Source organism: Enterobacter sp. DVT3837 (assembly GCF_056238685.1).
In genome coordinates this window covers 1383247-1406308 of the sequence record NZ_JBWDLA010000001.1, presented here as the reverse complement: position 1 = coordinate 1406308, position 23062 = coordinate 1383247, and the positions used below count along the sequence as shown (strand labels likewise).

Genomic DNA, 23062 nt, shown 5'->3' with positions numbered 1-23062 from the left:
GAATGAAAAAACCGGTAAAGGCAGGATTTGTAAACAAGATCGGCAACTAATGTTGCCAGTGGATTACGCCAGGCGTAGCAAGATAGCCCCGCCGGCAATACCCAGCGCAGCAGCGATGCGCAGGCCGGCAACCTTCTCTTTCAAAAGCACAAAAGCAATTAACGCACCGAAGAGAATTGAGGTTTCACGTAGCGCGGCGACAACCGCAAGCGGAGCCTGAGTCATCGCCCATAATGCCAGGCCATACGATCCCATCGTCCCGACACCGCCGAGCAGCCCTTTTTTCCAGTGCAGACCCAGGTAACGAGAGGCTTCGCGTCGTCGCGCGACCATCGCCCAGCACAGCAGACAGAAGCCATTCATAAAGAAGGTCCAGAGCGTATAACCCAGTGCGGTGTCGGATAAACGTACGCCCGTGCCGTCCACCAGCGTATACCCGGCGATAAAACATGCGTTGAGTAGCGCCAGCCATATCCCTTTGCGCGACCGCATACGGCCATTCATCGCCATGGCCAGAATTGACAGGCAGATCACGCCGATGCCGGACCATGCGAGCCATGAGAGGCTATCCCCGAGCACCAGCACGCTGATCAGCGCCACCAGCAACGGGGCTGTCCCGCGCATCAATGGATAGGTCTGGCTCATGTCTGAGACCTGATACGTCTTCGCCACCAGTACGGTATACACCACCTGTAAGGCACAGGAGACAATCAAAAACGGCCAGCTTTCTGCAGAAGGCTGTGGGGAAAACGGCAGTAAGACCAGAGCGATAACCGTGGCGGAGCCGCTGACGCTAATCGCGGAATAGAGCTTGTCCGTTCCGGCTTTGACGATGGCGTTCCAGCTGGCATGCAGCAGTGCGGCGAAGAGCAAAATGCAGAAAACGGTGATGGTCATGGGGTATCGGCTGATGAATTGTCACTCAACTGTAACACTCACACCCTGATGCTGCCAGCCGGTCACACCGCACAAAAGAGGCGGTGCGTCACCCGTGGTTCGTCCGAGACCAGCGTAAAACCCGCCCGGCGATAGAACCCGTAAGCGGTGTCAGGCGCGTGGGTATTGAGAAAATCAAACCAGATGCTGGCATCGGCCATCACCACGGTCAAAAGCTGTTTGCCAATGCCCAGCCCACGGCATTTCTCGCTGACATAGAGGTGGCGAATGCGCCCGGCACGCGGCTGCTGGCTGAAGGGATCGCGGTTGAGGCCGCACACGCCTACCAGTTTGCCGTTGAGAAACGCCCCCAGTAGCTTTTCACCCGGCGCGTTAAAGCGGTTTTCACCCCGCTGCCAGTTCTCTTCCAGCCTGCGCAGCATGTTGAAATTCAGTGCGATACTTTCCGCCTTCAGGGCGATGTAGCCCGGCTCATCCGGGGTGACGGGCTCAATTAACAGACGCGACATAGCATTCCCTCGTTATTAAAGAGGGGCGGTTGCCCGCCCCTCTCAGGTGCGACTTGAACCTGAATCACCGAAGGTATTTCAGGACAGCATCAAGCAGTTGCAGTGCAGCAACAATGAGTTTGAGGATAAGTATCACCATATCCACTACGCTCATACGCGTCTCCTTTTGGTAAAAAGGAGCACGATGCTGGCGTACCTTTCCGCCGCCTGTTGCCAGCACCTGGATTGACGTAACACAGTGTGCTCACTTCAGGGGTTAAGGCACTGACGGCACCACCCGTTTCAGCCAGGACTTTGTTGCGCCGGTAGAACAGCGGCCCCCTCGCGCACTGCGAACACCCTCAGTATAGATAAATACTGTATGCATGAACAGTATTTTATGGACAAAATTAGGAAGACGATCCATACTCAAAAACGTCAAAATCCGTGCCCGAATTGCGCGTTCTTCTGCGATCGCGTATACTTTTTGCGTTGACGTAACACAGTGTGTTCTGCGGCGACCAACCGCAAACCCTGATAAAAACCTCGCTTAGGCGGGGTTTTTTGTTTTCATCACCCAACAAACGAAACGTGATCCCTGACGCATTTTTGCGCAGATGAAAATATTTCCATTGTCACGCCAGAAAACCTGTGTTTGTATAAATTCCATCAATGATTCCAAACATAGGTCCCCAATGACTTCATCCATCTTCACTTCGACCCTACTAAAAACTGCGCAACCAGCCGCAGTGGTCGTCGTGCGTGTGGTGGTGGTCGTCGGCAATGCGCCGTAGGGACTGGATCAACACACGAATCCAAAACCCCGCCGGCGCAAACCGGGCGGGGTTTTTCGTTTAAGAGCCTCCCCGGAAAGTCGGCCCAGAAGAAAAGGACTGGAGCATGGCAAGTTCGGGCACAACATCCACCAAGACGCGTTTTACTGGCGCGCAGTTAATCGTTCATTTACTGGAACGACAGGGCATCACCACGGTTGCGGGTATCCCTGGCGGGACGGTACTGCCGCTGTACGATGCGTTAAGCCAAAGCACGCAGATCCGCCACGTCCTGGCGCGTCACGAGCAGGGGGCGGGATTTATCGCCCAGGGCATGGCGCGTACGCAGGGCAAACCGGCGGTCTGTATGGCCTGTAGCGGCCCCGGGGCGACCAACCTGGTGACCGCCATTGCCGATGCGCGTCTCGACTCCATCCCGCTGATCTGCATTACCGGCCAGGTACCATCCTCAATGATTGGTACTGATGCGTTCCAGGAAGTGGATACCTACGGCATCTCTATCCCCATCACCAAACATAACTATTTAGTTCGCGATATCGCCGAGCTTCCTCAGGTTATCAGCGATGCGTTCCGCATTGCGCAGTCCGGCCGTCCAGGCCCGGTGTGGATAGACATTCCTAAGGATGTCCAGACCGCAGAGATCGAGATCGACGTACTGCCTGAGCCGGGCGGCCGTGCCCCTGCCCCGGAATTCAGCGCTGAAAGCGTACGTGACGCCGCAGCCATGATTAACGCCGCCAAACGCCCGGTGCTCTATCTGGGCGGCGGGGCGATTAATGCCTCTGACGCGGTGCGTGAGCTGGCAGAGAAAGCCAACCTGCCCACCACCATGACGCTGATGGCGCTTGGTATGCTCCCGAAAGCGCACCCGCTGTCACTTGGGATGCTGGGGATGCACGGTGCGCGCAGCACCAACTACATTCTGCAAGAGGCTGATTTGCTGATTGTTCTCGGCGCACGTTTTGATGACCGGGCGATCGGCAAAACCGAACAGTTCTGTCCGAATGCCAAAATCATTCACGTGGATATCGATCGCGCCGAGCTGGGTAAAATTAAACAGCCGCACGTCGCGATTCAGGGTGACGTTGCCGAGGTACTGGCACAGCTGATCCCGCAGACAGAAGCGACCGGGCGTGAAGAGTGGCGTCAGCTGGTAGCCGACCTGCAACAGGAATTCCCTGGTGCAATCCCAACGGAAGGCGACCCGCTCAGCCACTACGGACTGATTAACGCCGTGGCTGCCTGCGTGGACGACAGCGCGATCATTACCACCGACGTGGGCCAGCACCAGATGTGGACCGCGCAGGCCTACCCGCTGAACCGTCCGCGCCAGTGGCTGACCTCCGGCGGCCTCGGGACCATGGGCTTTGGCCTGCCTGCGGCAGTAGGCGCGGCGCTGGCGAATCCGGACCGCAAGGTTATCTGTTTCTCCGGCGACGGCAGCCTGATGATGAACATTCAGGAAATGGCGACCGCGGCCGAAAACCAGTTAGACGTGAAAATCATCCTGATGAACAACGAAGCGCTGGGGCTGGTGCATCAGCAGCAGAGCCTGTTCTATAAGCAGGGCGTGTTTGCCGCGACCTATCCCGGTATGATCAACTTTATGCAGATTGCCGCCGGCTTTGGCTTGCATACTTGCGATTTGAACGCTGAAGAGGATGCCCACGCGGCATTGCAGGAAGCGATTTCACGCCCGGGCCCGGCGCTGATCCACGTGCGTATCGACCCTGAACAAAAAGTGTATCCGATGGTGCCGCCGGGTGCGGCAAATACTGAGATGGTGGGGGAATAAGCTATGCAGAAACAACATGATAACGTCATTCTGGAACTCACCGTCCGCAACCACCCTGGCGTCATGACGCACGTCTGTGGGCTATTCGCCCGTCGCGCGTTTAACGTTGAAGGCATTCTCTGTCTGCCGATTCAGGGCAGCGAGCACAGCCGCATCTGGCTGCTGGTCAACGACGATCAGCGCCTGGAACAGATGATGGCGCAGATCGATAAGCTGGAAGATGTCACCAAAGTGGCGCGCAACCAGTCCGATCCCACCATGTTTAATAAAATTGCGGTGTTCTTCGAATAAATCGCTCATTGCTTGAACACCCACGCGCTTATCGTTAAGGTAAGCGCGTTTTTTTATCTGCTCGCCAGGAACGCGCCATGACGACCATCGCTCTTATCGACGACCACCTTATCGTCCGCTCCGGATTTGCTCAGCTTTTGAACCTTGAACCTGATTTTCAGGTCGTCGCAGAGTTCGGCTCCGGGCGCGAGGCGCTGGCGGGTTTACCCGGACGTGGCGTGCAGGTCTGTATTTGTGACATCTCAATGCCGGATCTCTCCGGGCTGGAACTGCTGAGTCAGTTACCGAAGGGAATGGCGATCATTATGCTTTCGGTCCATGACAGCCCGGCGCTGGTGGAGCAGGCGCTCAATGCGGGGGCGCGCGGGTTCCTTTCAAAACGCTGTAGCCCGGACGAACTGATCGCCGCCGTGCGCACCGTCTCCACCGGCGGCTGCTACCTGACGCCGGATATCGCCATCAAGCTGGCCGCCGGGCGACAAGATCCGCTGACTAAACGCGAGCGGCAGGTGGCGGAGAAGCTCGCTCAGGGGATGTCGGTGAAAGAGATTGCCGCTGAGCTGGATCTGTCGCCGAAAACGGTTCACGTTCACCGCGCCAACCTGATGGAAAAACTCAACGTCAGCAACGACGTCGAGCTGGCGCGCCGCATGTTTGATAGCTGGCAATGAGCCCCGTGCTTTCGCGGCTGATCGCCGTCGTCGCCAGCTTTTTTATCTTCTCTGCCGCCTGGTTTTGCCTGTGGAGCATCAGCCTGCATCTGGTGGAGCGCCCGGAACTGGCAGTACTGCTGTTCCCATTCGGCCTGCGTCTGGGGTTAATGCTGCAGTGCCCGCGTGGCTACTGGCCCGTTTTGCTGGGCGCAGAATGGCTGATGCTGGTCTGGCTGGCGCAGGAAGTGGCGCTGGTGCATCTGCCCTTATTGATGACCGGAAGCCTGCTCACGCTTCTCCCTGTTGCCCTTATTTCCCGCTACCGCCACCAGCGCGACTGGCGCACGCTGTTGCGTCAGGGGGCGGCGCTGATTGCCGCCGCGCTGCTGCAATCTCTCCCGTGGGTCGGCGAGAAAGAGATGCTCAACGCTCTGCTACTGACCCTTACCGGCGGCCTGACGCTCGCGCCAACCTGTCTGGTGATCTGGCATTACCTCACCAGTACCGTCTGGCAGCCGCTGGGCCCCGCGCTGGTTTCTCAGCCGGTGAACTGGCGCGCACGGCACCTCATCTGGTATCTGCTGCTGTTTGTGGTAAGCCTGTGGCTGCAGCTTGGTCTGCCCGCTGAGCTCTCGCGTTTTACTCCGTTTTGTCTTGCCCTGCCGATTATTGCGCTTGCGTGGCACTACGGCTGGCAAGGGGCGCTTATCGCCACCCTGATGAACGCCATTGCACTGATAGCCAGCCAGACCTGGCACGATCATCCGGTAGATTTACTCCTCTCCCTGCTGGCGCAAAGCCTGACCGGGCTGCTGCTCGGGGCGGGCATTCAACGGTTGCGTGAACTGAACCAGTCTTTGCAAACCGAGCTGGCGCGCAACCGTCGTCTGGCCGAACGCCTGCTGGAAACCGAAGAGAGCGTACGGCAGGAGGTCGCGCGCGAACTGCACGATGACATCGGCCAGACCATTACCGCCATCCGCACGCAGGCGGGCATCGTTCAGCGTCTGGCGGCGGAAAACGCCGGCGTGAAGCAGGGTGGGGCGCATATCGAACAGCTCTCGCTGGGTGTGTATGACTCGGTAAGGCGTTTGCTCGGAAGGTTACGTCCACGCCAGCTGGATGATTTGTCTCTGGAGCAGGCGGTGCGATCGCTCATGCGCGAGATGGAGCTGGAAAGTCGCGGGATTGTCAGCCATCTCGACTGGCGGATTGAAGAATCGCTGCTGAGTGAAGGCCAGCGTGTGACGCTGTTTCGGGTGTGTCAGGAAGGGCTGAATAATATTGTGAAGCACGCCAATGCCAGCGCGGTAACGTTGCAGGCCTGGCAGCAGGACGAGCGTCTGATGCTGGTAATTGAAGATGACGGCTGCGGCCTGCCGCCGGGCTCCGGCCAGCAGGGATTTGGTCTGGCGGGGATGCGCGAGCGTGTGAAGGCGCTGGGCGGCACGCTGAATATCTCCTGCACCCATGGAACGCGCGTCTGCGTCAGTTTGCCGCTGAGGAGTTACCATGTTTAAAGCCCCGGCTAATGCCACCCCGATCGGCGATAAAAATGAAATTGACGCCCGCTATAGTTACTGGCGTCGCCATATTCTGATCACCATCTGGCTCGGCTATGCTCTGTTCTACTTCACCCGCAAAAGCTTCAACGCCGCCGCACCGGAGATCCTCGCCAGCGGCGTGATGGCCCGCACCGATATCGGCCTGCTGGCGACGCTGTTTTACATTACTTATGGCCTGTCGAAGTTCTTCTCCGGCATCGTCAGCGACCGCTCCAACGCCCGCTATTTTATGGGCTTCGGGCTGATTGCCACGGGAGTGGTGAATATCCTGTTTGGTTTTTCCACCTCGCTGTGGGCTTTTGCGCTGCTGTGGGCGCTGAACGCCTTTTTCCAGGGCTGGGGCGCGCCGGTTTGTGCCCGATTACTTACCACCTGGTACTCGCGCAACGAGCGTGGCGGCTGGTGGGCAGTCTGGAACACCGCGCATAACGTGGGTGGTGCGCTGATCCCCATCGTCGTCGGCGCAGCGGCGCTGCATTACGGCTGGCGTGCAGGCATGATGATTGCGGGCGGGTTAGCGATTATCGCCGGGTTGTTCCTCTGCTGGCGTTTGCGCGACAGGCCGCAGACCGTAGGACTTCCCGCGGTGGGTGACTGGCGTCATGATGAGATGGAAATTGCCCAGCAGCAGGAAGGGGCGGGGTTAACCCGTAAAGAAATCCTCACCAAATACGTGCTGAAGAACCCCTATATCTGGCTGCTGTCGCTCTGTTACGTGCTGGTCTACGTGGTGCGCGCGGCGATCAACGACTGGGGTAATTTGTACATGTCCGAGACGCTTGGCGCGGATCTGGTGACGGCCAACTCGGCGGTGACCATGTTTGAACTGGGTGGGTTTATCGGCGCGCTGGTGGCGGGCTGGGGATCGGACAAGCTGTTCAACGGCAACCGTGGCCCGATGAATCTCATTTTTGCTGCCGGGATTTTGCTCTCGGTAGGCTCGCTGTGGCTGATGCCGTTTGCCAGCTACGTGATGCAGGCGGCGTGCTTCTTCACCACCGGTTTCTTTGTGTTTGGCCCGCAGATGCTGATCGGCATGGCGGCGGCGGAGTGCTCGCACAAAGAGGCGGCCGGTGCGGCGACGGGCTTTGTCGGGCTGTTTGCCTACCTCGGCGCATCGCTCTCCGGCTGGCCGCTGGCGCGGGTCATCGACATCTGGCACTGGAGCGGCTTCTTCGCGGTGATCGCCATCGCGGCGGGGGTTTCTGCTCTGCTGCTGTTGCCGTTTTTGCACGCCCAGGTGCCGCGCGAAGCGTGATACGTCTCACCTTTTCGCCCCGAATGGGGCAAAACTAGGAAATATTCCCGGTTTCACCTGGACGCTGTCTCAGGCGTCTCTCCCGGCTGATTTTTACAATGCCTGCCATTCGCAGGTATAAAAATCAGCTCAGGAGCAAACCATGCTGGCCTTCTTAAACCAGGTGCGCAAGCCGACCCTGGATCTGCCGCTCGACGTGCGGCGTAAAATGTGGTTCAAACCGTTCATGCAGTCCTACCTGGTGGTCTTTATTGGCTACCTGACCATGTACCTGATCCGCAAAAACTTTAACATCGCGCAGAACGACATGATCTCCACCTACGGGCTGAGCATGACGCAGCTGGGGATGATTGGCCTGGGCTTCTCCATCACCTACGGCGTGGGTAAAACGCTGGTTTCCTATTACGCTGACGGCAAAAACACCAAGCAGTTCCTGCCGTTTATGCTGATCCTCTCCGCCATCTGTATGCTCGGCTTTAGCGCCAGCATGGGCGCGGGCTCGGTTAGCCTGTTCCTGATGATCGCCTTCTACGCCCTGAGCGGTTTCTTCCAGAGTACCGGCGGGTCGTGCAGCTATTCCACCATCACCAAATGGACGCCACGTCGCAAGCGTGGTTCGTATCTCGGCATGTGGAACATCTCCCACAACCTCGGTGGTGCGGGGGCGGCAGGCGTGGCGCTGTTCGGTGCCAACTATCTGTTCGACGGCCATGTGATCGGCATGTTTATCTTCCCGTCTATTATCGCCCTGATCGTCGGTTTTATCGGTCTGCGCTTCGGTAGTGATTCCCCGGAATCTTATGGCCTCGGCAAAGCTGAAGAGCTGTTTGGCGAGGAGATCAGCGAAGAGGATAAAGAGACCGAAGAAAACGAGATGACCAAGTGGCAGATCTTTGTTGAGTACGTGCTGAAAAACAAAGTGATCTGGCTGCTCTGCTTCTCGAACATCTTCCTGTACGTGGTGCGTATCGGTATCGACCAGTGGTCAACCGTGTATGCCTTCCAGGAGCTGAAGCTCTCTAAAGAGGTCGCGATTCAGGGCTTTACCCTGTTCGAAGTGGGCGCGCTGGTCGGCACGCTGCTGTGGGGCTGGCTCTCGGATCTCGCCAATGGCCGTCGCGCGCTGGTGGCCTGCATCGCGCTGGCGCTGATTATCGCCACCTTGGGCGTTTACCAGCATGCCAGCAACCAGTATGTGTACCTGGCGTCACTGTTTGCGCTCGGCTTCCTGGTGTTTGGTCCACAGCTGCTGATCGGCGTGGCCGCCGTTGGTTTCGTACCTAAAAAAGCGATCGGCGCTGCCGATGGGATTAAGGGCACCTTCGCCTATCTGATTGGTGATAGCTTCGCCAAGCTCGGTCTGGGGATGATCGCCGACGGCACGCCAATTTTCGGCCTCACCGGCTGGGCTGGCACCTTCGCCGCGCTGGATGCGGCAGCGATCGGCTGTATCGTCCTGATGGCGATGGTCGCGGTGCTGGAAGAACGTAAAATTCGCCGCGAAAACCGCGCGCAGAAGCAGAAATTGAAAGCAGCCTGAGTGTGCAGGTGACTTCTTTGCCCGGCTGACCGCCGGGCTTTTTTATTAACTGAGTTAAGACCTACCCCAAAACAAAAATATCCCCTGTTGACGGGGTGACTGTGCCGGGCAACCACAAATTGCCCCATTTACCCGTACAGTGGCAGCCCATTATTTTGTCCGGTTTTAGGCCGTGTAGAAACTGCCTGACTGCCCAGAGCTTACGAGGTGATGCACTGCGAAGATGGAAACCACCGAAAATTGCATGGATGTGATTGATGCCAGTTATGCTCTGGCAGTGACGCACAATATCCATCAGACCCCGGTGACCGCAGCCGATAAAAATGATCAGTCCAAGGTCAGATTTATAAATCAGAGCCCCTTCATCTTTTACATAGTCCGCATTCGCTTTTTTTCTGCCGATAACACCGTATGCGTGCGGTTTGGCGACAGGAATCTCCCCTGACCACATAAAACGCTTTCCAATCTGAAGCGGGGTACTGCTGTATTCCATGCGATAGCGTGAATAATCATTATTCAGCGACAATTTTTTTAGTCTGGCGGTATACCCTAAAAAAGGTATTGCCGAGTAGCGCTCACAGGCCACGTGGGGATGGCATACGATCCGGCAATTATCCGGTAACCACGGAACGCCGCCGCAATGGTCATAGTGCCCGTGAGAAAGTACCGCTGCGGTCAGGCGGGTCAAATCGATGCCCATTAGAGCAGCGTTATACAGGAAGCTATCATCAGGACCGGTATCAAACAGAATGGAATCATTTTCATCCTGTATAAACAGGCTAAGTCCTGCTTTAGCCCGCAGTAAGTTTTTACCGCCGGGGTTAGCCCGATTCTCCAGCAGGACACTGATTGTTATGGACATGTTCGCTCTTTCCCTGAAGTGATTATTTGTTACCGCCAGGCATTGACCATACACCGTGGATATACAATCGTCCCAATAAAAACCAAAGTGGCTTTCCTGCCCTTTTTCCAGCGCTTTTCAGTTCACTATTATGGTTCTGCCCGCTTTTGACGCCGTGTGTTTCCCGCTATGATGAGCGGCTATTCTAAGGAGAACGCATGGTCTGGATAATGCTGGCAACGCTTGCTGTGGTGTTTGTGGTCGGATTTCGGATCCTGACCTCGGATTCCCGACGCGCCATCAAACGCTTAAGCGAACGTCTGGGGATCACCCCGATGCCCGTTGAGTCGATGATCGACCAGTTTGGCAAAACGCCGGGGAATGAGTTTATTCGTTATCTTGAGCGCCCGGACGAGGCGCACCTGCAAAACGCGGCACAAGTGTTGCTGATCTGGCAGGTCTGCATCGTCGATGGTAGCGAAGAGAACCTGCACACCTGGCACCGCATGCTGCGTAAAGCCCGCCTGGCTGCGCCAATCACCGATGCGCAAGTCCGACTCGCGCTCGGCTTTATGCGCGAGATCGAGCCCGATCTGCAGGAACTTAATGCCTTCCAGCTACGCTACAACCAACTTTTCTTGCCGGAAGAGGGCGTGTTTTACCTGCATTAAGCCATTTTGCCGCACAAGATATTCTGCGCGTTCAGAATTTCTTCTCTGTTTTCATTGAGGCGGGTTGCCGCGTAGATATCAATATTTAATCTCTTTGCTTCATCGTCCGTTAGCTCCCGGTAGCATAGCCCCTCCTGATTGAAGGTGCATTTTGACTGCGGTAGCAGCGCAAATCCTTTCCCTCTCGCTATTCGACTCAGCATCACGAGTGAATCGTCCGGCTCTTTTATTCGTTTCAGCGGTGTTTTCAGCGTGTCAAAGTAGTTTTCACATTTGTCGTAAAATGAAGGGTTTGCACTTCTGGAAAACCAGAAAATGGGTAAGTCACTGATATCTTCGAGGGAGACTTTTTCTTTCAGGCTGGCAGGGTGTAAAGAGGGCATGGCGATGAGTAACGGCTCCTGACAGACCCAACGGTACTGAACAATATCTTCATGGCCTGTCCCTTTTTCCCCGGTTAACACCAGATCCAGCATATTTTTTGACAAGCTTTGCAGCAGCTGGGCTGACGTCAGGTCCGGTGTTTCGACATCATCCCCGGCGTTCAGTTTTTGCAGCTGGCTATTCACCGGTTCAATATATTCAAAATTAAGCGTTCGCGTGAGTCCGATACGCAGGTTGGTTTCAGAAGAGAGTGAATCCGATTTTAGTTCACTGATTTCGCGTAGGATTTTCTCAGCTTGTACCACCAGTGCACGTCCCGCTTCTGTGAGGCTGACGTCGTGCGTACTCCGACTGAAAAGCTGGCGCTGCAAAACGGCTTCAAGACATTTTATCTGGCGAGTCAGGGGGGGTTGCGTCATCCGCAGACGTTCAGCAGCCTTGCGGAAGTTCAACTCATGTGCAACAGCGAGAAAGCATTGCAATTGTTTGATACTGGGAAGGTTATTGCTGATTAAATGTTCTGCTGTAGCCATAACGGTGATCCTGAAAAGCGAAAAGGTATTTTCGTCTATTTTCTCGTCTCAGATCTTACACGGTAATGCTTAAAATAAAAACCTAATTCAATAGTAATACAAAAACTATATTACAGATTTAATAATTCCATTTGGACGCTGAGTTGATAAATTCTCCCTGTAATTATTACTCTTTATTACAAGACAAATGTGCCCTTTAAAATTTTTTAGTATTCGCGTTATTTAAATAATTATTGAGGTAAGTAATATGGATTCAGAAAAACCTACGCAAAAGATGACCATAAAGTCGTGGCTTGCTTTATTTATTCTGGCAATTTCAACGTTCACCATTGTCACCACTGAATTGGCACCTGTAGGGTTATTAACGCCTATCGCCGAAGGTCTTCATTCTTCAGAATCCGCGATTGGCATGACCGTTTCTCTTTATGCATGGGTCGGGGCATTAAGTGCACTGTTTGCCTCTGTGTTTTTGGGGAATGTGGCAAAGAAGCGTCTTTTACTGGTGCTCACCGTCGTTCTTATGATGTCCAATGTCCTGGCCGCTACGGTAGACACTTACAATGTACTGCTCAGTGCACGCGTATTGGGTGCACTTGCGCATGGGGCATTCTGGGCGATGATCGGCGTGACAGCGGTAGCCATCGTTCCTGCAAGATATATCGGGACGGCCACATCAATCGTGTTTGGCGGCGTATCTGCCGCAAGCGTGTTTGGTGTACCGATATCTAACTATATTGGCATTCATTTCGGCTGGAGACAGGCATTCTGGCTGATGGCGACGCTCAGCGTCGTGGCTTTTGTGGGGATTACTGTTCTTGTTCCACAGATCACCAATAAGAGTGCAATTGGTCTTGATGCGCTGAAAAGCGTGCTGAAATCATCCACGCTATGGAAAATTTACTCTGCCACATTGCTTGCCGTTACCGCCCACTTTGCTGCATTTACCTACATTGAGCCCTGGTTACATACGCAGAGTTTACTCACCGCTGCTTTTATTCCTGCTGTGCTTTTTGTTTACGGCATCGCGGGTCTGGCCGGGAATTTCCTGACCGGGGTATTGATTGATAAATATCTTAAGGTGACGGTGGCTTTATCCGTTCTCCTTATCTGTGCAGTGTTGATCACCCTGGGATTGTCAGGTTCTTCGCTCTCTGCCGCATACATTTTGACTGCCATGGTTATCTGGGGTGTAGCGGTGTCAGGCATCTTTGTCGGCTTCCAGACATGGGTATTACGGATGGCGGAAGATAAAACGTTTCCTGCCTCGGCACTCTATGTTTCGTTTTTTAATATCGCCATTGGTATCGGCGCGTCAGTGGGTGCCTGGATGGTGTCATCATTCTCGGTCCCTCTTCTGTATATCGTAGCAGGTACAGCCATCGGCCTTTCCGTTCTGCTTGTTGCGATCGTTCCTGCAAGTCTTACTGCTAAACACTCTCACGTTGAGAAATCGTATGAGCCAAATTAATGGCAGCATGCGGTACAGCGGAGAAATAAAAATATCATGAGTTCTTCAGATATAAAAAAACCGGGTTACCCGGTTTTTTATTTTTATGATAACGTATCAGGCATTCACCCCTTTCATACCCTCTGCAGAATAGCGATCGCCTTTTATGTCTATTTGTCGATGAAGAGTGTTCAACGAATCAATATCTGTATTCTCAAGCACAATGTCGGCAGCGCGCGCATTCTCGGTCAGATAATTGAGGTGCTTCGTGCCCGGAATGGGGACCAGCTTATCGTATTGCGCTAACAGCCATGCAAGCGCAATCTGACCTGCGGTACAGCCATATTTTGTCGCCAGCGGAGTAATGATATCGAGCAGCTGGCGATTATGATCGAGACTGGACTGAATAAAACGCTCGTTATTCTTGCGGAAATCACCCTCTGCAAAATCACTGTTGTTCAGGTATTTCCCGGTAAGGAAGCCTCTACCGAGAGGCGAGTAAGGAACCAGGCCGATATCCAACTCTTTCACGACCGGCAGAACGGTATCTTCAATATCACGCGTCCACAGGGAATATTCTGTTTGCAGCGCGGTGACAGGATGTACTTCATGGGCTCGTCGCAGCGTGGAAGCTGAAACCTCACAAAGACCAATATGGTTAATTTTACCTTCTTTAACGAGCGCACTCAGGCAATCCATGCTTTCTTCGATCGGTGTTTCGTTGCTCACTCTGTGAAGGTAAAAGAGATCGATGCGCTCAACGCCAAGGCGCTTAAGGGATTCGTTACAGCAACGGATGATATAGTCGGGTTTGTTATTAATGGAGCGGGCATAGGACTCGTCGGGAGAGCGATCGATACCGCACTTCGTGGCAATTTTAAACTGCTCGCGTGTGCTTTTATCCAGCCCGGCAAGAAAGTGACCGATCAGCCTTTCATTGTGACCGCGGCCATACAGATTTGCGGTATCAATGAAAGTCACGTTCAGTTCAATGAGCTTATGCAACACCTCAAGTGATGCATAGTCATTCGCCTGCCCGTAAAATTCACTCAGCCCCATCGCACCAAAGCCAATAGAACTAACAGTAAGATTTTGAGATAAGTTACGAGTTTTCATAGTTTCTCCTTTTCAGACGCTATGATTGTTTCACCTCAAATGTGGATACTGAATTTTCATTTTCGTTATGCTGAAAAGGTATCAGGGTAATGGTGCCAACTTACTGATTTAGTGTACGATGGTGTTTTTGAGGTGCTCCCGTGGCTTCCATCTCCATCAGTTGTCCCTCCTGCTCAGCTACTGAAGGCGTGGTGCGTAACGGTAAAAGTACTGCCGGACATCAGCGCTATCTCTGCTCTCACTGCCGTAAAACATGGCAACTGCAGTTCACTTACACCGCTTCTCAACCCGGTACGCACCAGAAAATCATTGATATGGCCATGAATGGTGTTGGATGCCGGGCAACCGCCCGCATTATGGGCGTTGGCCTCAACACGATTTTACGTCACTTAAAAAACTCAGGCCGCAGTCGGTAACCTCGCGCATACAGCCGGGCAGTGACGTCATCGTCTGCGCGGAAATGGACGAACAGTGGGGCTACGTCGGTGCTAAATCACGTCAGCGCTGGCTGTTTTACGCGTATGACAGGATACGGAGGACGGTTGTGGCGCACGTCTTCGGTGAACGCACTCTGGCCACACTGGAGCGTCTTCTGAGCCTGCTGTCGGCCTTTGAGGTCGTGGTATGGATGACGGATGGCTGGCCGCTGTATGAATCCCGCCTGAAGGGAAAGCTGCACGTAATCAGCAAGCGTTACACTCAGCGAATTGAGCGGCATAACCTGAATCTGAGACAACATCTGGCAAGGCTGGGACGGAAGTCACTGTCGTTCTCAAAATCGGTGGAGCTGCATGACAAGGTCATCGGGCATTATCTGAACATAAAACACTATCAGTAAGTTGGAGTCATTACCAGGTATCAGTTCCCGCCGATCTGCCTCCCGGAAAATTAAAAACGACAAAAGTTGTCAAATCGTTAAATTCGTCACACTTTTGATGATAAACTGCGCGACTTTTCCGCACGTTTTTATCTTCAGGTGACGCCATGACAGAACATATCCAGCCCACGACCAGACCGCAGACCAAAGAGGTTTCACGCCCGAACTGGTCGGCGGTTTTCTCCGTGGCATTCTGCGTCGCCTGCCTGATTACCGTTGAGTTTTTACCGGTCAGCCTGCTGACGCCCATGGCGCAGGATCTGGGCATTTCCGAAGGTGTGGCGGGACAGTCTGTTACCGTAACTGCCTTTGTGGCGATGTTCGCCAGCCTGTTTATCACCCAGGTGATTGGTACCATTGACCGCCGCAAAGTGGTTATTCTGTTTAGCGTGCTGCTGACGCTCTCCTGCCTGCTGGTCTCGTTTGCTGAAAACTTCACTTTGCTGCTGCTCGGCCGTGCCTGTCTGGGTTTAGGCTTGGGCGGTTTCTGGGCGATGTCAGCATCCCTCACTATGCGCCTGGTGCCCGCGCGCACGGTGCCAAAAGCGTTGTCCGTTATCTTTGGTGCCGTTTCTATTGCTCTGGTGATCGCCGCGCCGCTGGGCAGTTTCCTTGGTGGGATTATCGGCTGGCGAAACGTGTTTAATGCGGCGGCGGTAATGGGTTTTCTGTGCATTATCTGGGTGTGGAAAGCACTGCCGTCCCTGCCCGGTGAAGCCGCGCATCATAAACAGAACATGTTCAGCCTGCTGAAGCGCCCGGGTGTGCTGGCGGGGATGACTGCTATCTTTATGTCTTTCGCCGGGCAGTTTGCCTTCTTCACCTACATCCGCCCGGTGTTTATGACCATGGCGGGCTTTGACGTGGATGGCCTGACGCTGGTGCTGTTGAGTTTCGGTATCGCCAGTTTTGTGGGCACCTCACTCTCGTCCCAGTTCCTGAAACGCTCCCTGAAAGTGGCGCTGGCGGGCGCACCGCTGGTGCTGGCTATCAGTGCCACGGTTCTGGTGCTGTGGGGTAGCGATAAATGGGTGGCGTCGGCGATTGCCATTATCTGGGGCTTTGCCTTTGCGCTGGTGCCGGTGGGCTGGTCAACGTGGATCACCCGCTCACTGGCCGATCAGGCGGAAAAAGCCGGTTCCATTCAGGTGGCGGTGATCCAGCTGGCGAACACCTGCGGTGCTGCCATCGGCGGTGTTGCGCTCGACCATCTGGGGTTGACGTCACCGCTGGTGATTTCCGGTACGCTGATGCTGCTGACGGCGCTGCTGGTGGCGGGTAAGGTTAAAGCGAAGTAGTGGTTTTCTCCCTCTCCCCGTGGGAGAGGGAATCTGGCTACGCCGATGTCTGAACCCGTCTTCTCGAATCCATCGAAATCAGCACTACCGACGACACAATCAACAGCGTGCCCAGCCAGTCCGGCAGGGTGAACGCCACGCCCAGCAGGATAACCGACAATAGCGCGCTGCTCAGCGGCTCGGCGCAGCTCAGAATGCTCGCCTTTGGCCCGCCAATCATCTGCGCACCTTTCAGGTACAGGCTGAACGTCAGCGCGGTACCGATCACCACCAGGTAGAAGAACGCCAGCAGCAGGCTGCCATCAATGACAAACGTTGTCCCGCGCCCGGCGTAGAACGGAGTCAGCATTACCCCGGCAATCAACATACTCCAGCCAACAATCGGCAGCGTGCCGTAGCGGGCGATCAGCGTTGACGGGTAAGTGGTATAAAACGCGGCGGCAAAGGCGGAAGCGATCCCGAAGAACAGCGCCGCAGGCGAAATAGAAAGTGAGGTTGGATCGCCATGCGTCACCAGCAGGAACGTGCCGACAAGCGACGTCATTATCGCAGATAAGACAAACACACCAGGGCGCTTTTTCCGCGCCAGCGCAAACCACGCCACGATGATGGTCGGCGACAGGAATTGCAGCACGGTGGCGGTTGCTGCGTTGGATTTTTCAATCGTCAGCAGGAAAGTAAGCTGCACGGTGAGCGCGCCAACCAGCGAGAAAATCAGCAGGCTGAGGGCATCTTTTCGATTTTTGATGACCGAGAAAATCTTGTCGCCGTGAACAAAGGAAAGCGTAAGCAGGATCACGCCGGTAAACAGCAGGCGAACCATGGTCAGATAAGGCGAAGAAATATGGCTTTTCTCCATGATGTACTGCGCGCAAACTCCTGAGCTTCCCCATAAAACGGCGGCGATCAGGACGTTCAGCATCCCTTTACGTGTGGAACCCATGTTCTCCCCTGTTATGTTGGTTTTTTCCCAGCATAACATGGGTCGATTGCCTGTGGCGTGCAGCCAGGAGCCCTAAACCAGACTCGTCATGGGAAACGTAGCGGCGTACTTAATAATCTTCCATACAATCCACCTGACCAATCGCAGCCCAGTAGGCGTCCAGATTGTCGCGCTTCACGGCGGTAATGGCGTTTTTGATCAGGAGTTGATTGGCCTCGGACGACAAAATCATCTCCTGCCAGGCTTTATCGCTCTGCTTTTTCTGTGGCGTACAGGTTTTCTTAATATCTTTAAGGACCTGCTGCTTTATTTGTGCCTCTTTCGCCGGGTCGTCCTTTTCCTGTGCATGGACAAACGCGGCGAAGAGCAGACAAACCAGCAGGCAGACCAGGTGCGCAGCTTTCATCAAAACCCCCTTTAGAAGTCACATGCTTCCTATGAAATATATCGTTACATTCAGTGTAGCGACTCCAGTCGAAAGTATGAATTTTCTCCAGGATGAGTGTGTGAGATAGTGAAACGGCACAGAAAAATAAGGAGAAAAATATGCACCTGAGCATTACTGATACAGTCACCACGCAAGAGAAAGAGGAGTTACTGACGGGGCTGAGAGCCTATAACGGGCAGTTTCTCGATCTATCGAATTTTAGCGGTGAAATTGGCGTTTACATGCGAGATGAAAATGGCGTGATGCTGGGCGGATTAATTGGCGTACGTAAAGGCGACTGGCTGAATATCGACTTTCTCTGGGTCAGCGATACCGTGCGGGGTTCCGGTGTGGGTAGCCAGATCATTAAATCGGCCGAAGAGGAAGCCAGACGCAACGGCTGTAAACATGCGCTCGTCGACACCGCCAGCTTCCAGGCGCGCCCGTTCTATGAAAAACAGGGGTACCAGCTACAGATGTCTTTGCAGGATTATCCTTATCCTGGCATGCAGCGACATTATCTGGCGAAAGCGCTTTAAATCCTGAATCTGTAGGCAGGATAAGCCCGGCAATCGACCGCATATAACTTATCCTTCTTATTGATTCTTTTTCGGTTTTTAGCTCATCGCCGCGTTGTCGATATAGTCATCAAAACGTTTATCAAAAGGAACTGTATCGTGAAACTCCGATTGGGTGTGCTTCTTCTGACCGGCCTGCTGCTGGCGGGCTGTGACCAAAGTGGCAATGATGTTAAGCACATTAAAGTGGGCGTCATCAATGGCGCCGAACAAGACGTGGCGGAAGTTGCCAAAAAGGTGGCGAAAGAGAAATATGGCCTGGATGTGGAGCTGGTGGGCTTCAGCGGATCGCTGCTGCCCAACGATGCCACCAACCACGGTGAACTGGATGCCAACGTCTTCCAGCATCGCCCATTCCTTGAAGAAGATAACAAGGCGCACGGCTACAAACTGGTCGCCGTGGCGAACACCTTTGTTTTCCCGATGGCCGGGTATTCCCGCAAGATCAAATCCGTGTCCGATCTGAAAGATGGCGCGACCATTGCTATTCCGAACGACCCGACTAACCTCGGCCGCGCGCTGTTGCTGCTGCAAAAAGAGAAGCTGATTACCCTCAAGCCAGACGTTGGCCTGCTGCCGACGGCGCTGGATATCACGGCAAATCCCAAAAACCTGAAAATTATGGAGCTGGAAGGGGCGCAGCTGCCGCGCGTGCTGGATGACCCGAAAGTTGATGTTGCCATCATCAGCACCACCTATCTCCAGCAAACCGGGCTGTCGCCGGTGCATGACGGCGTATTTATCGAAGACAAAGATTCACCGTACGTGAACATTGTGGTGACGCGTGAAGACAACAAAGACGCAGAAAACGTGAAGGAGTTTATTCAGTCGTATCAGTCACCTGAGGTGGCGAAAGCGGCGGAGACGATCTTTAACGGTGGGGCGGTACCAGGCTGGTAAGCACGCTGGCGGGGAAACCCGCCTTTTCCTATTGGCCCGATTCCATCGATCATCGCCCTTTAGCCCACATCGCAAAACTGCCCCTCTGGCTATTCTCCTTATCACACCAACCGGAGGATACCCTATGAACATCACCCAAATTCGCAATGCCACTCAGCTGATTACCTACGCCGGAAAACGTTTATTAATTGACCCAATGCTGGCACCAAAAGGCGCGTATCCCGGTTTTCCGGGCACGGCGCGTGCAGACATTCGCAACCCGATGGTCGACCTGCCCGTTGACGTAAAAACGCTGCTGGATGCCGATGCCGTGATTGTCACCCACACCCATGACGATCACTGGGATCAAACGGCCATTGAGCTGATCGCCAAAGACAAACCGGTCTATGTGCAAAACGACAGCGACGCCGCGTTGCTGCGCACCCAGGGGTTTACCCACCTGACGGTGATGACCGAAGAGACTCGCTTTGGCGATATCCGCATCACGAAGACCCACGGTGGCCAGCACGGTACCGATCGTGCTTATGCGGTGCCAGAGCTGGCAGAACGTCTGGGCGAAGCCTGCGGTGTGGTGTTGCGCCATCCTGATGAGAAGACGCTGTACATCGCAGGCGATACCATCTGGCGCGAAGAGGTGGCGACCGATCTGCAAAAACACCAGCCGGATGTGGTAGTACTGAATGCCGGTTACGCGCATGTGCTGGGTTTCGGGCCGATTATCATGGGCGAGCAGGACGTGCTGAACGTCCATTTCCTGCTGCCGCAGGCACAGATTGTGGCGGTCCATATGGAGGCGATCAACCACTGCCTGTTAACCCGCCACGCACTGCGTGAGTACGCCGAAGCCAACCAGTTCAGTGATGCGCTGAGCATTCCACAGGATGGCGAAAGCGTTATATTCTGAGTGTTTAAAGGGGAAGGGAGAGACAGATGCCGCCAGTAAACGTCGCGATTGTTGCGGTGGACGGGTTTAGCCCGTTCCACTACTCCGTTCCCTGCATTCTGTTTGGTGATACGGTATCCGGTGAAAAGCGCTTTAACGTGACGATCTGCGCCGAAACGCCGGGTTTTCTCACCTCAAAAGACGGATTTGCCCTCAACGCCACGCAGGACTACACCGCTATTGGTCAGGCCGATATTGTTGTCGTTCCCTACTGGCAGCATGTCCTTGAACGCCCGCCTCAGGTGCTGCTCGACAGCCTGGCGCAGGCAAGAGACAACGGCGCGGAAATCGTCGGGCTTTGTCTGGGATCATTTGTGCTGGCCTATGCGGGCATTCTCGACGGCAAACGTGCGGCCACGCACTGGGAGTTTGAGCACCAGTTCCAGTTGCTTTTCCCGAACGTTCAGTTGGATATCAACGCCCTCTACGTGGATGACGACAACATCATCACTTCAGCGGGCACCGCCGCTGCGCTGGATTGTTGTTTGTACATTATCCGCCAGCGCTTTGGCAGCGTGGTCGCGAACCAGATTGCCCGGCGGATGATTGTGCCGCCGCACCGTGAAGGCGGACAGGCGCAGTTTATTGCCCAGCCGGTGCCAAAAGACACCCGCGATGCGCGGATTAACTGCCTGATCGATTATCTCCAGCAGCACATTACCGAGCCGCATAATCTGGACTCGCTGGCGGAGGTGGTTTCCATGAGCCGCCGCACCCTGACTCGCCATTTTATTAACGCTACGGGGATGAGCGTCGCCGACTGGCTAACTGCGGAACGGTTGCGACGCAGTCAGATATTACTGGAAGCCGGAAATATACCGATTGAACGCGTGGCAGAACAGGTGGGATTTGTGTCGGCGGTGACGTATCGCCAGCAGTTTAAAGCGCGTTTTGGGGTCAGCCCGGCGGAATGGCGAAAAACCTTCCGTCTTCACTGCTAGTGTATTAGGGCTTACTCAAGATTTAAGGGTTAGTTAAATCATTTCGTATTTATTCTTAATACCCTTCTCACTTTTCTGAAAGAAAGATTTATTTTAGGTTCCCTAACGTAAATTACATATACTCACTTTAGGAATACTCTTATATTACTAAAATAATAATTTCGAACATTTTTGTGGCATGGATGAATAGCTCCGGAATAAACAATAGAATAATTTCATTAGTAAATTATGCTGCTGCTATCTTATTAGCTGTGTTTTTTTTAGCGAGCGCAAATGCTGCGCCGCTGTCGCCAGCCGATCGCGACTCCATTCAACAGCAACAGCAGCAGCTTTTATTACAAAACCAGCAACAGCGTGAAGAACTGGAGCGCAGTATTCCTCGCCCCGCGCCTGCCAGACCGCTACCTGTTACCGGATCCGGGCCCTGTTTCACCATTCATACCATTACCCTTTCCGGTGCGACCTTAATCTCCCCGAAAACCCGTCAGACCCTTGTCGCACCGTGGCAGGGGCGGTGTCTGGATATGGCGAAAATAACGGAACTTCTCGCCCATATTTCTGACTGGTATATCAGCCGGGGATATATCACCAGCCGCGCTTTTCTTACCGAGCAGGATCTCTCCGGCGGCCAGCTGGATATTGTTGTGCTGGAAGGCCGGCTGGAAGCGATCCGTCTGGAAGGCGAAACGCCGCGCATGCTGAAAATGGCTTTTCCGGGACGGGTGGGGGGCATTCTTAATTTACGCGACATCGAACAGGGCATGGAGCAAATTAACCGTTTGCGCACCGAACCGGTTCAGATCGAAATTCTTCCGGGGACGCAGGCCGGATATTCCATCGTTAATCTCACGGCAAAACCGGAATTTCCCTTAAGTGCATCCGTAAGCCTGGATAATAGCGGGCAGAAGAGTACCGGGGAAGATCAGCTGAGTGGCGTGCTCACCGCCAATAATATGCTGGGGCTGGCGGATAAATGGTTTGTCAGCGGCGGGCGCAGCAGTGATTTTGCCAGCGCGTACGATGCGCAGAATTTCCAGGCGGGCGTCAGCGTGCCGTTTGGTTACGGATTACTGGACTACAGCTACGCCTGGAGTAACTACCGGACCACCATCAGTAACCAGGGGTTCAACTGGCTCTCCACGGGCGATACCAAAACCCACCGCGTTAACGCGTCATGGGTGGTCTTCCGCAACGGGGATGTCAAAACCGGCATTGCGGCAGGCGTGGTTCAGCGCTCCAGCCGCAACTGGCTTAACGACGCGCCGCTTCAGAGCAGCACGCGTAACCTCTCCAGCCTGGTCCTGGGAATTACCCACACGCAAAAAATGCTGGGCGGTGTGGCGACCTTCAACCCGACCTGGAGCCACGGTATGCCGTGGTTCAATGCCGAAACCGACGAAGATAAGTCCGGGGATATGCCGCGCGCTGAATTCCGCAAATGGAGCCTGAACGCCAGCTTCCAGCGGCCGATTACCCGTAACGCCTGGTGGCTGACCAGCGCCTACGGCCAGTGGTCGCCCGACCGCCTTTACGGCTCCGAGCGCCTGACGCTCGGCGGTGAAAGCTCCGTGCGCGGTTTTAAAGAGCAGTACCTGTCCGGGGACAACGGCGGCTACTGGCGTAACGAGCTGGGGTATTCCCTCTTCACCCTCCCGGTGCTTGGTGCGGTGAGCGCAACGCTCGCCGTTGACGGCGGCTGGCTGGAAAAAGACCGTCAGGACCGCTTTGCCTCCGGCACGTTATGGGGTGGTTCGGTGGGGCTGAGCAGCGCAGGGCGCTGGTACAGCAGCCAGATTTCGGTCGGTACGCCGTTGCACTATCCCGACTGGCTCGGCCCGGATCATGTGAGCGTTAACTGGCGCATTGCCTTCATGCTTTAAGA

24 protein-coding genes are annotated in these 23062 nt (G+C 54.6%); 16 read left to right on the top strand and 8 right to left on the bottom strand.

Translation table 11 applies throughout. The features are described from left to right. Positions 1–63: 63 nt before the first annotated feature. The 3 genes from AC0XWG_RS06815 to tisB all read right to left on the bottom strand — a co-directional run bounded on the left by AC0XWG_RS06815 (position 64) and on the right by tisB (position 1560). Positions 64–897, bottom strand: a complete 834-nt coding sequence (locus tag AC0XWG_RS06815) for an EamA family transporter (RefSeq protein ID WP_128348485.1) — start codon at positions 895–897, stop codon at positions 64–66. A gap of 62 nt (positions 898–959) precedes the next feature. After that, positions 960–1406 carry a GNAT family N-acetyltransferase gene (locus AC0XWG_RS06810; protein ID WP_014881927.1) on the bottom strand — a complete coding sequence of 149 codons (447 nt, stop codon included), beginning with the start codon at positions 1404–1406 and terminating at the stop codon, positions 960–962. 64 nt (positions 1407–1470) lie between these two features. Then, positions 1471–1560: a type I toxin-antitoxin system toxin TisB gene (gene tisB, locus AC0XWG_RS06805; protein ID WP_128348486.1), complete on the bottom strand. Its 90-nt coding sequence runs from the start codon at positions 1558–1560 to the stop codon at positions 1471–1473. Positions 1561–2080: 520 nt separating this feature from the next. On the opposite strand from tisB, the gene ivbL reads away from it, so the two are divergent. The 7 genes from ivbL (at position 2081) to uhpT (ending at position 9281) form a co-directional block, all read left to right on the top strand. Further along, the gene (gene ivbL, locus AC0XWG_RS06800; RefSeq protein WP_057979964.1) at positions 2081–2179 is read left to right on the top strand and encodes an ilvB operon leader peptide IvbL; all 99 of its coding nucleotides are present in this window, start codon (positions 2081–2083) and stop codon (positions 2177–2179) included. A 106-nt stretch (positions 2180–2285) separates the two neighbouring features. Continuing rightward, the gene (gene ilvB, locus AC0XWG_RS06795; protein ID WP_028017803.1) at positions 2286–3974 is read left to right on the top strand and encodes an acetolactate synthase large subunit; all 1689 of its coding nucleotides are present in this window, start codon (positions 2286–2288) and stop codon (positions 3972–3974) included. A gap of 3 nt (positions 3975–3977) precedes the next feature. Next, positions 3978–4265 (top strand): acetolactate synthase small subunit, encoded by a 288-nt coding sequence (gene ilvN / locus AC0XWG_RS06790; RefSeq protein ID WP_010426528.1) that lies wholly within the window; start codon positions 3978–3980, stop codon positions 4263–4265. Positions 4266–4342: 77 nt separating this feature from the next. After that, positions 4343–4936 (top strand): response regulator transcription factor UhpA, encoded by a 594-nt coding sequence (uhpA, locus tag AC0XWG_RS06785; protein WP_028017804.1) that lies wholly within the window; start codon positions 4343–4345, stop codon positions 4934–4936. Then, the gene (gene uhpB / locus AC0XWG_RS06780) at positions 4933–6438 is read left to right on the top strand and encodes a signal transduction histidine-protein kinase/phosphatase UhpB (RefSeq protein WP_128348488.1); all 1506 of its coding nucleotides are present in this window, start codon (positions 4933–4935) and stop codon (positions 6436–6438) included. The genes uhpA and uhpB overlap by 4 nt, the downstream gene beginning before the upstream one ends. Continuing rightward, positions 6431–7741 (top strand): MFS transporter, encoded by a 1311-nt coding sequence (uhpC, locus tag AC0XWG_RS06775; protein ID WP_128348489.1) that lies wholly within the window; start codon positions 6431–6433, stop codon positions 7739–7741. The genes uhpB and uhpC overlap by 8 nt, the downstream gene beginning before the upstream one ends. Positions 7742–7883: 142 nt before the next feature. Further along, a complete protein-coding gene (gene uhpT, locus AC0XWG_RS06770; protein WP_028017807.1) occupies positions 7884–9281 on the top strand; it encodes a hexose-6-phosphate:phosphate antiporter in 1398 nt (465 codons plus the stop codon). A gap of 61 nt (positions 9282–9342) precedes the next feature. On the opposite strand, the gene AC0XWG_RS06765 is transcribed toward uhpT, so the two are convergent. Beyond that, complete coding sequence (locus AC0XWG_RS06765; protein WP_128348490.1) at positions 9343–10143, bottom strand: MBL fold metallo-hydrolase; 801 nt, start codon at positions 10141–10143, stop codon at positions 9343–9345. A 197-nt stretch (positions 10144–10340) separates the two neighbouring features. Between AC0XWG_RS06765 and AC0XWG_RS06760 the strand changes: the two genes are divergently transcribed. Then, on the top strand, positions 10341–10793 hold the full coding sequence (locus AC0XWG_RS06760; RefSeq protein ID WP_028017809.1) for a DUF1198 domain-containing protein: 453 nt from the start codon (positions 10341–10343) through the stop codon (positions 10791–10793). On the opposite strand, the gene AC0XWG_RS06755 is transcribed toward AC0XWG_RS06760, so the two are convergent. After that, positions 10790–11710 carry a LysR family transcriptional regulator gene (locus AC0XWG_RS06755; RefSeq protein ID WP_108089299.1) on the bottom strand — a complete coding sequence of 307 codons (921 nt, stop codon included), beginning with the start codon at positions 11708–11710 and terminating at the stop codon, positions 10790–10792. The two genes, AC0XWG_RS06760 and AC0XWG_RS06755, sit on opposite strands and share 4 nt — an antisense overlap. A gap of 247 nt (positions 11711–11957) precedes the next feature. Here AC0XWG_RS06755 and AC0XWG_RS06750 point away from each other — a divergent pair, with 247 nt between their 5' ends. Continuing rightward, the gene (locus tag AC0XWG_RS06750) at positions 11958–13178 is read left to right on the top strand and encodes an MFS transporter (RefSeq protein WP_257246653.1); all 1221 of its coding nucleotides are present in this window, start codon (positions 11958–11960) and stop codon (positions 13176–13178) included. Between the two features lie 96 nt (positions 13179–13274). On the opposite strand, the gene AC0XWG_RS06745 is transcribed toward AC0XWG_RS06750, so the two are convergent. After that, positions 13275–14273: an aldo/keto reductase gene (locus tag AC0XWG_RS06745; RefSeq protein WP_475680496.1), complete on the bottom strand. Its 999-nt coding sequence runs from the start codon at positions 14271–14273 to the stop codon at positions 13275–13277. A gap of 140 nt (positions 14274–14413) precedes the next feature. Here AC0XWG_RS06745 and AC0XWG_RS06740 point away from each other — a divergent pair. Together AC0XWG_RS06740 and nepI are read left to right on the top strand one after the other, a co-directional pair. Then, a protein-coding gene (locus AC0XWG_RS06740; RefSeq protein WP_223216367.1) for an IS1 family transposase occupies positions 14414–15111 on the top strand; the annotation gives its coding sequence in 2 pieces (ribosomal slippage) (positions 14414–14663 and positions 14663–15111; 699 coding nt in all). Between the two features lie 146 nt (positions 15112–15257). Continuing rightward, positions 15258–16448: a purine ribonucleoside efflux pump NepI gene (gene nepI / locus AC0XWG_RS06735; protein ID WP_475680495.1), complete on the top strand. Its 1191-nt coding sequence runs from the start codon at positions 15258–15260 to the stop codon at positions 16446–16448. 37 nt (positions 16449–16485) lie between these two features. Here nepI and AC0XWG_RS06730 read toward each other — a convergent pair whose 3' ends face one another. Continuing rightward, positions 16486–17391, bottom strand: a complete 906-nt coding sequence (locus tag AC0XWG_RS06730) for a DMT family transporter (protein ID WP_028017814.1) — start codon at positions 17389–17391, stop codon at positions 16486–16488. Positions 17392–17500: 109 nt separating this feature from the next. Beyond that, the gene (locus tag AC0XWG_RS06725; RefSeq protein ID WP_028017815.1) at positions 17501–17797 is read right to left on the bottom strand and encodes a YicS family protein; all 297 of its coding nucleotides are present in this window, start codon (positions 17795–17797) and stop codon (positions 17501–17503) included. 140 nt (positions 17798–17937) lie between these two features. Here AC0XWG_RS06725 and AC0XWG_RS06720 point away from each other — a divergent pair, with 140 nt between their 5' ends. The 5 genes from AC0XWG_RS06720 to AC0XWG_RS06700 all read left to right on the top strand — a co-directional run bounded on the left by AC0XWG_RS06720 (position 17938) and on the right by AC0XWG_RS06700 (position 23060). Continuing rightward, positions 17938–18357, top strand: a complete 420-nt coding sequence (locus AC0XWG_RS06720; protein ID WP_108089304.1) for a GNAT family N-acetyltransferase — start codon at positions 17938–17940, stop codon at positions 18355–18357. Positions 18358–18495: 138 nt separating this feature from the next. Further along, entirely contained in the window at positions 18496–19296 is an 801-nt protein-coding gene (gene nlpA / locus AC0XWG_RS06715; protein ID WP_028017817.1) for a lipoprotein NlpA, read from the top strand. Between the two features lie 124 nt (positions 19297–19420). Then, a complete protein-coding gene (locus tag AC0XWG_RS06710) occupies positions 19421–20200 on the top strand; it encodes an MBL fold metallo-hydrolase (protein WP_028017818.1) in 780 nt (259 codons plus the stop codon). A gap of 26 nt (positions 20201–20226) precedes the next feature. Continuing rightward, positions 20227–21180, top strand: coding sequence for a GlxA family transcriptional regulator (locus AC0XWG_RS06705; RefSeq protein ID WP_028017819.1), 954 nt, complete (start codon positions 20227–20229; stop codon positions 21178–21180). 182 nt (positions 21181–21362) lie between these two features. Then, positions 21363–23060 (top strand): ShlB/FhaC/HecB family hemolysin secretion/activation protein, encoded by a 1698-nt coding sequence (locus tag AC0XWG_RS06700; protein WP_475680494.1) that lies wholly within the window; start codon positions 21363–21365, stop codon positions 23058–23060. Positions 23061–23062: the final 2 nt, after the last annotated feature.

What these genes read in the sequence shown, in the direction of transcription:
- AC0XWG_RS06815 (WP_128348485.1), bottom strand. Translation starts at nt 897, where the DNA reads ATGACCATCACCGTTTTCTGCATTTTGCTCTTCGCCGCACTGCTGCAT.
- AC0XWG_RS06810 (WP_014881927.1), bottom strand. Translation starts at nt 1,406, where the DNA reads ATGTCGCGTCTGTTAATTGAGCCCGTCACCCCGGATGAGCCGGGCTAC.
- tisB (WP_128348486.1), bottom strand. Translation starts at nt 1,560, where the DNA reads ATGAGCGTAGTGGATATGGTGATACTTATCCTCAAACTCATTGTTGCT.
- ivbL (WP_057979964.1), top strand. Translation starts at nt 2,081, where the DNA reads ATGACTTCATCCATCTTCACTTCGACCCTACTAAAAACTGCGCAACCA.
- ilvB (WP_028017803.1), top strand. Translation starts at nt 2,286, where the DNA reads ATGGCAAGTTCGGGCACAACATCCACCAAGACGCGTTTTACTGGCGCG.
- ilvN (WP_010426528.1), top strand. Translation starts at nt 3,978, where the DNA reads ATGCAGAAACAACATGATAACGTCATTCTGGAACTCACCGTCCGCAAC.
- uhpA (WP_028017804.1), top strand. Translation starts at nt 4,343, where the DNA reads ATGACGACCATCGCTCTTATCGACGACCACCTTATCGTCCGCTCCGGA.
- uhpB (WP_128348488.1), top strand. Translation starts at nt 4,933, where the DNA reads ATGAGCCCCGTGCTTTCGCGGCTGATCGCCGTCGTCGCCAGCTTTTTT.
- uhpC (WP_128348489.1), top strand. Translation starts at nt 6,431, where the DNA reads ATGTTTAAAGCCCCGGCTAATGCCACCCCGATCGGCGATAAAAATGAA.
- uhpT (WP_028017807.1), top strand. Translation starts at nt 7,884, where the DNA reads ATGCTGGCCTTCTTAAACCAGGTGCGCAAGCCGACCCTGGATCTGCCG.
- AC0XWG_RS06765 (WP_128348490.1), bottom strand. Translation starts at nt 10,143, where the DNA reads ATGTCCATAACAATCAGTGTCCTGCTGGAGAATCGGGCTAACCCCGGC.
- AC0XWG_RS06760 (WP_028017809.1), top strand. Translation starts at nt 10,341, where the DNA reads ATGGTCTGGATAATGCTGGCAACGCTTGCTGTGGTGTTTGTGGTCGGA.
- AC0XWG_RS06755 (WP_108089299.1), bottom strand. Translation starts at nt 11,710, where the DNA reads ATGGCTACAGCAGAACATTTAATCAGCAATAACCTTCCCAGTATCAAA.
- AC0XWG_RS06750 (WP_257246653.1), top strand. Translation starts at nt 11,958, where the DNA reads ATGGATTCAGAAAAACCTACGCAAAAGATGACCATAAAGTCGTGGCTT.
- AC0XWG_RS06745 (WP_475680496.1), bottom strand. Translation starts at nt 14,273, where the DNA reads ATGAAAACTCGTAACTTATCTCAAAATCTTACTGTTAGTTCTATTGGC.
- nepI (WP_475680495.1), top strand. Translation starts at nt 15,258, where the DNA reads ATGACAGAACATATCCAGCCCACGACCAGACCGCAGACCAAAGAGGTT.
- AC0XWG_RS06730 (WP_028017814.1), bottom strand. Translation starts at nt 17,391, where the DNA reads ATGGGTTCCACACGTAAAGGGATGCTGAACGTCCTGATCGCCGCCGTT.
- AC0XWG_RS06725 (WP_028017815.1), bottom strand. Translation starts at nt 17,797, where the DNA reads ATGAAAGCTGCGCACCTGGTCTGCCTGCTGGTTTGTCTGCTCTTCGCC.
- AC0XWG_RS06720 (WP_108089304.1), top strand. Translation starts at nt 17,938, where the DNA reads ATGCACCTGAGCATTACTGATACAGTCACCACGCAAGAGAAAGAGGAG.
- AC0XWG_RS06710 (WP_028017818.1), top strand. Translation starts at nt 19,421, where the DNA reads ATGAACATCACCCAAATTCGCAATGCCACTCAGCTGATTACCTACGCC.
- AC0XWG_RS06705 (WP_028017819.1), top strand. Translation starts at nt 20,227, where the DNA reads ATGCCGCCAGTAAACGTCGCGATTGTTGCGGTGGACGGGTTTAGCCCG.
- AC0XWG_RS06700 (WP_475680494.1), top strand. Translation starts at nt 21,363, where the DNA reads ATGAATAGCTCCGGAATAAACAATAGAATAATTTCATTAGTAAATTAT.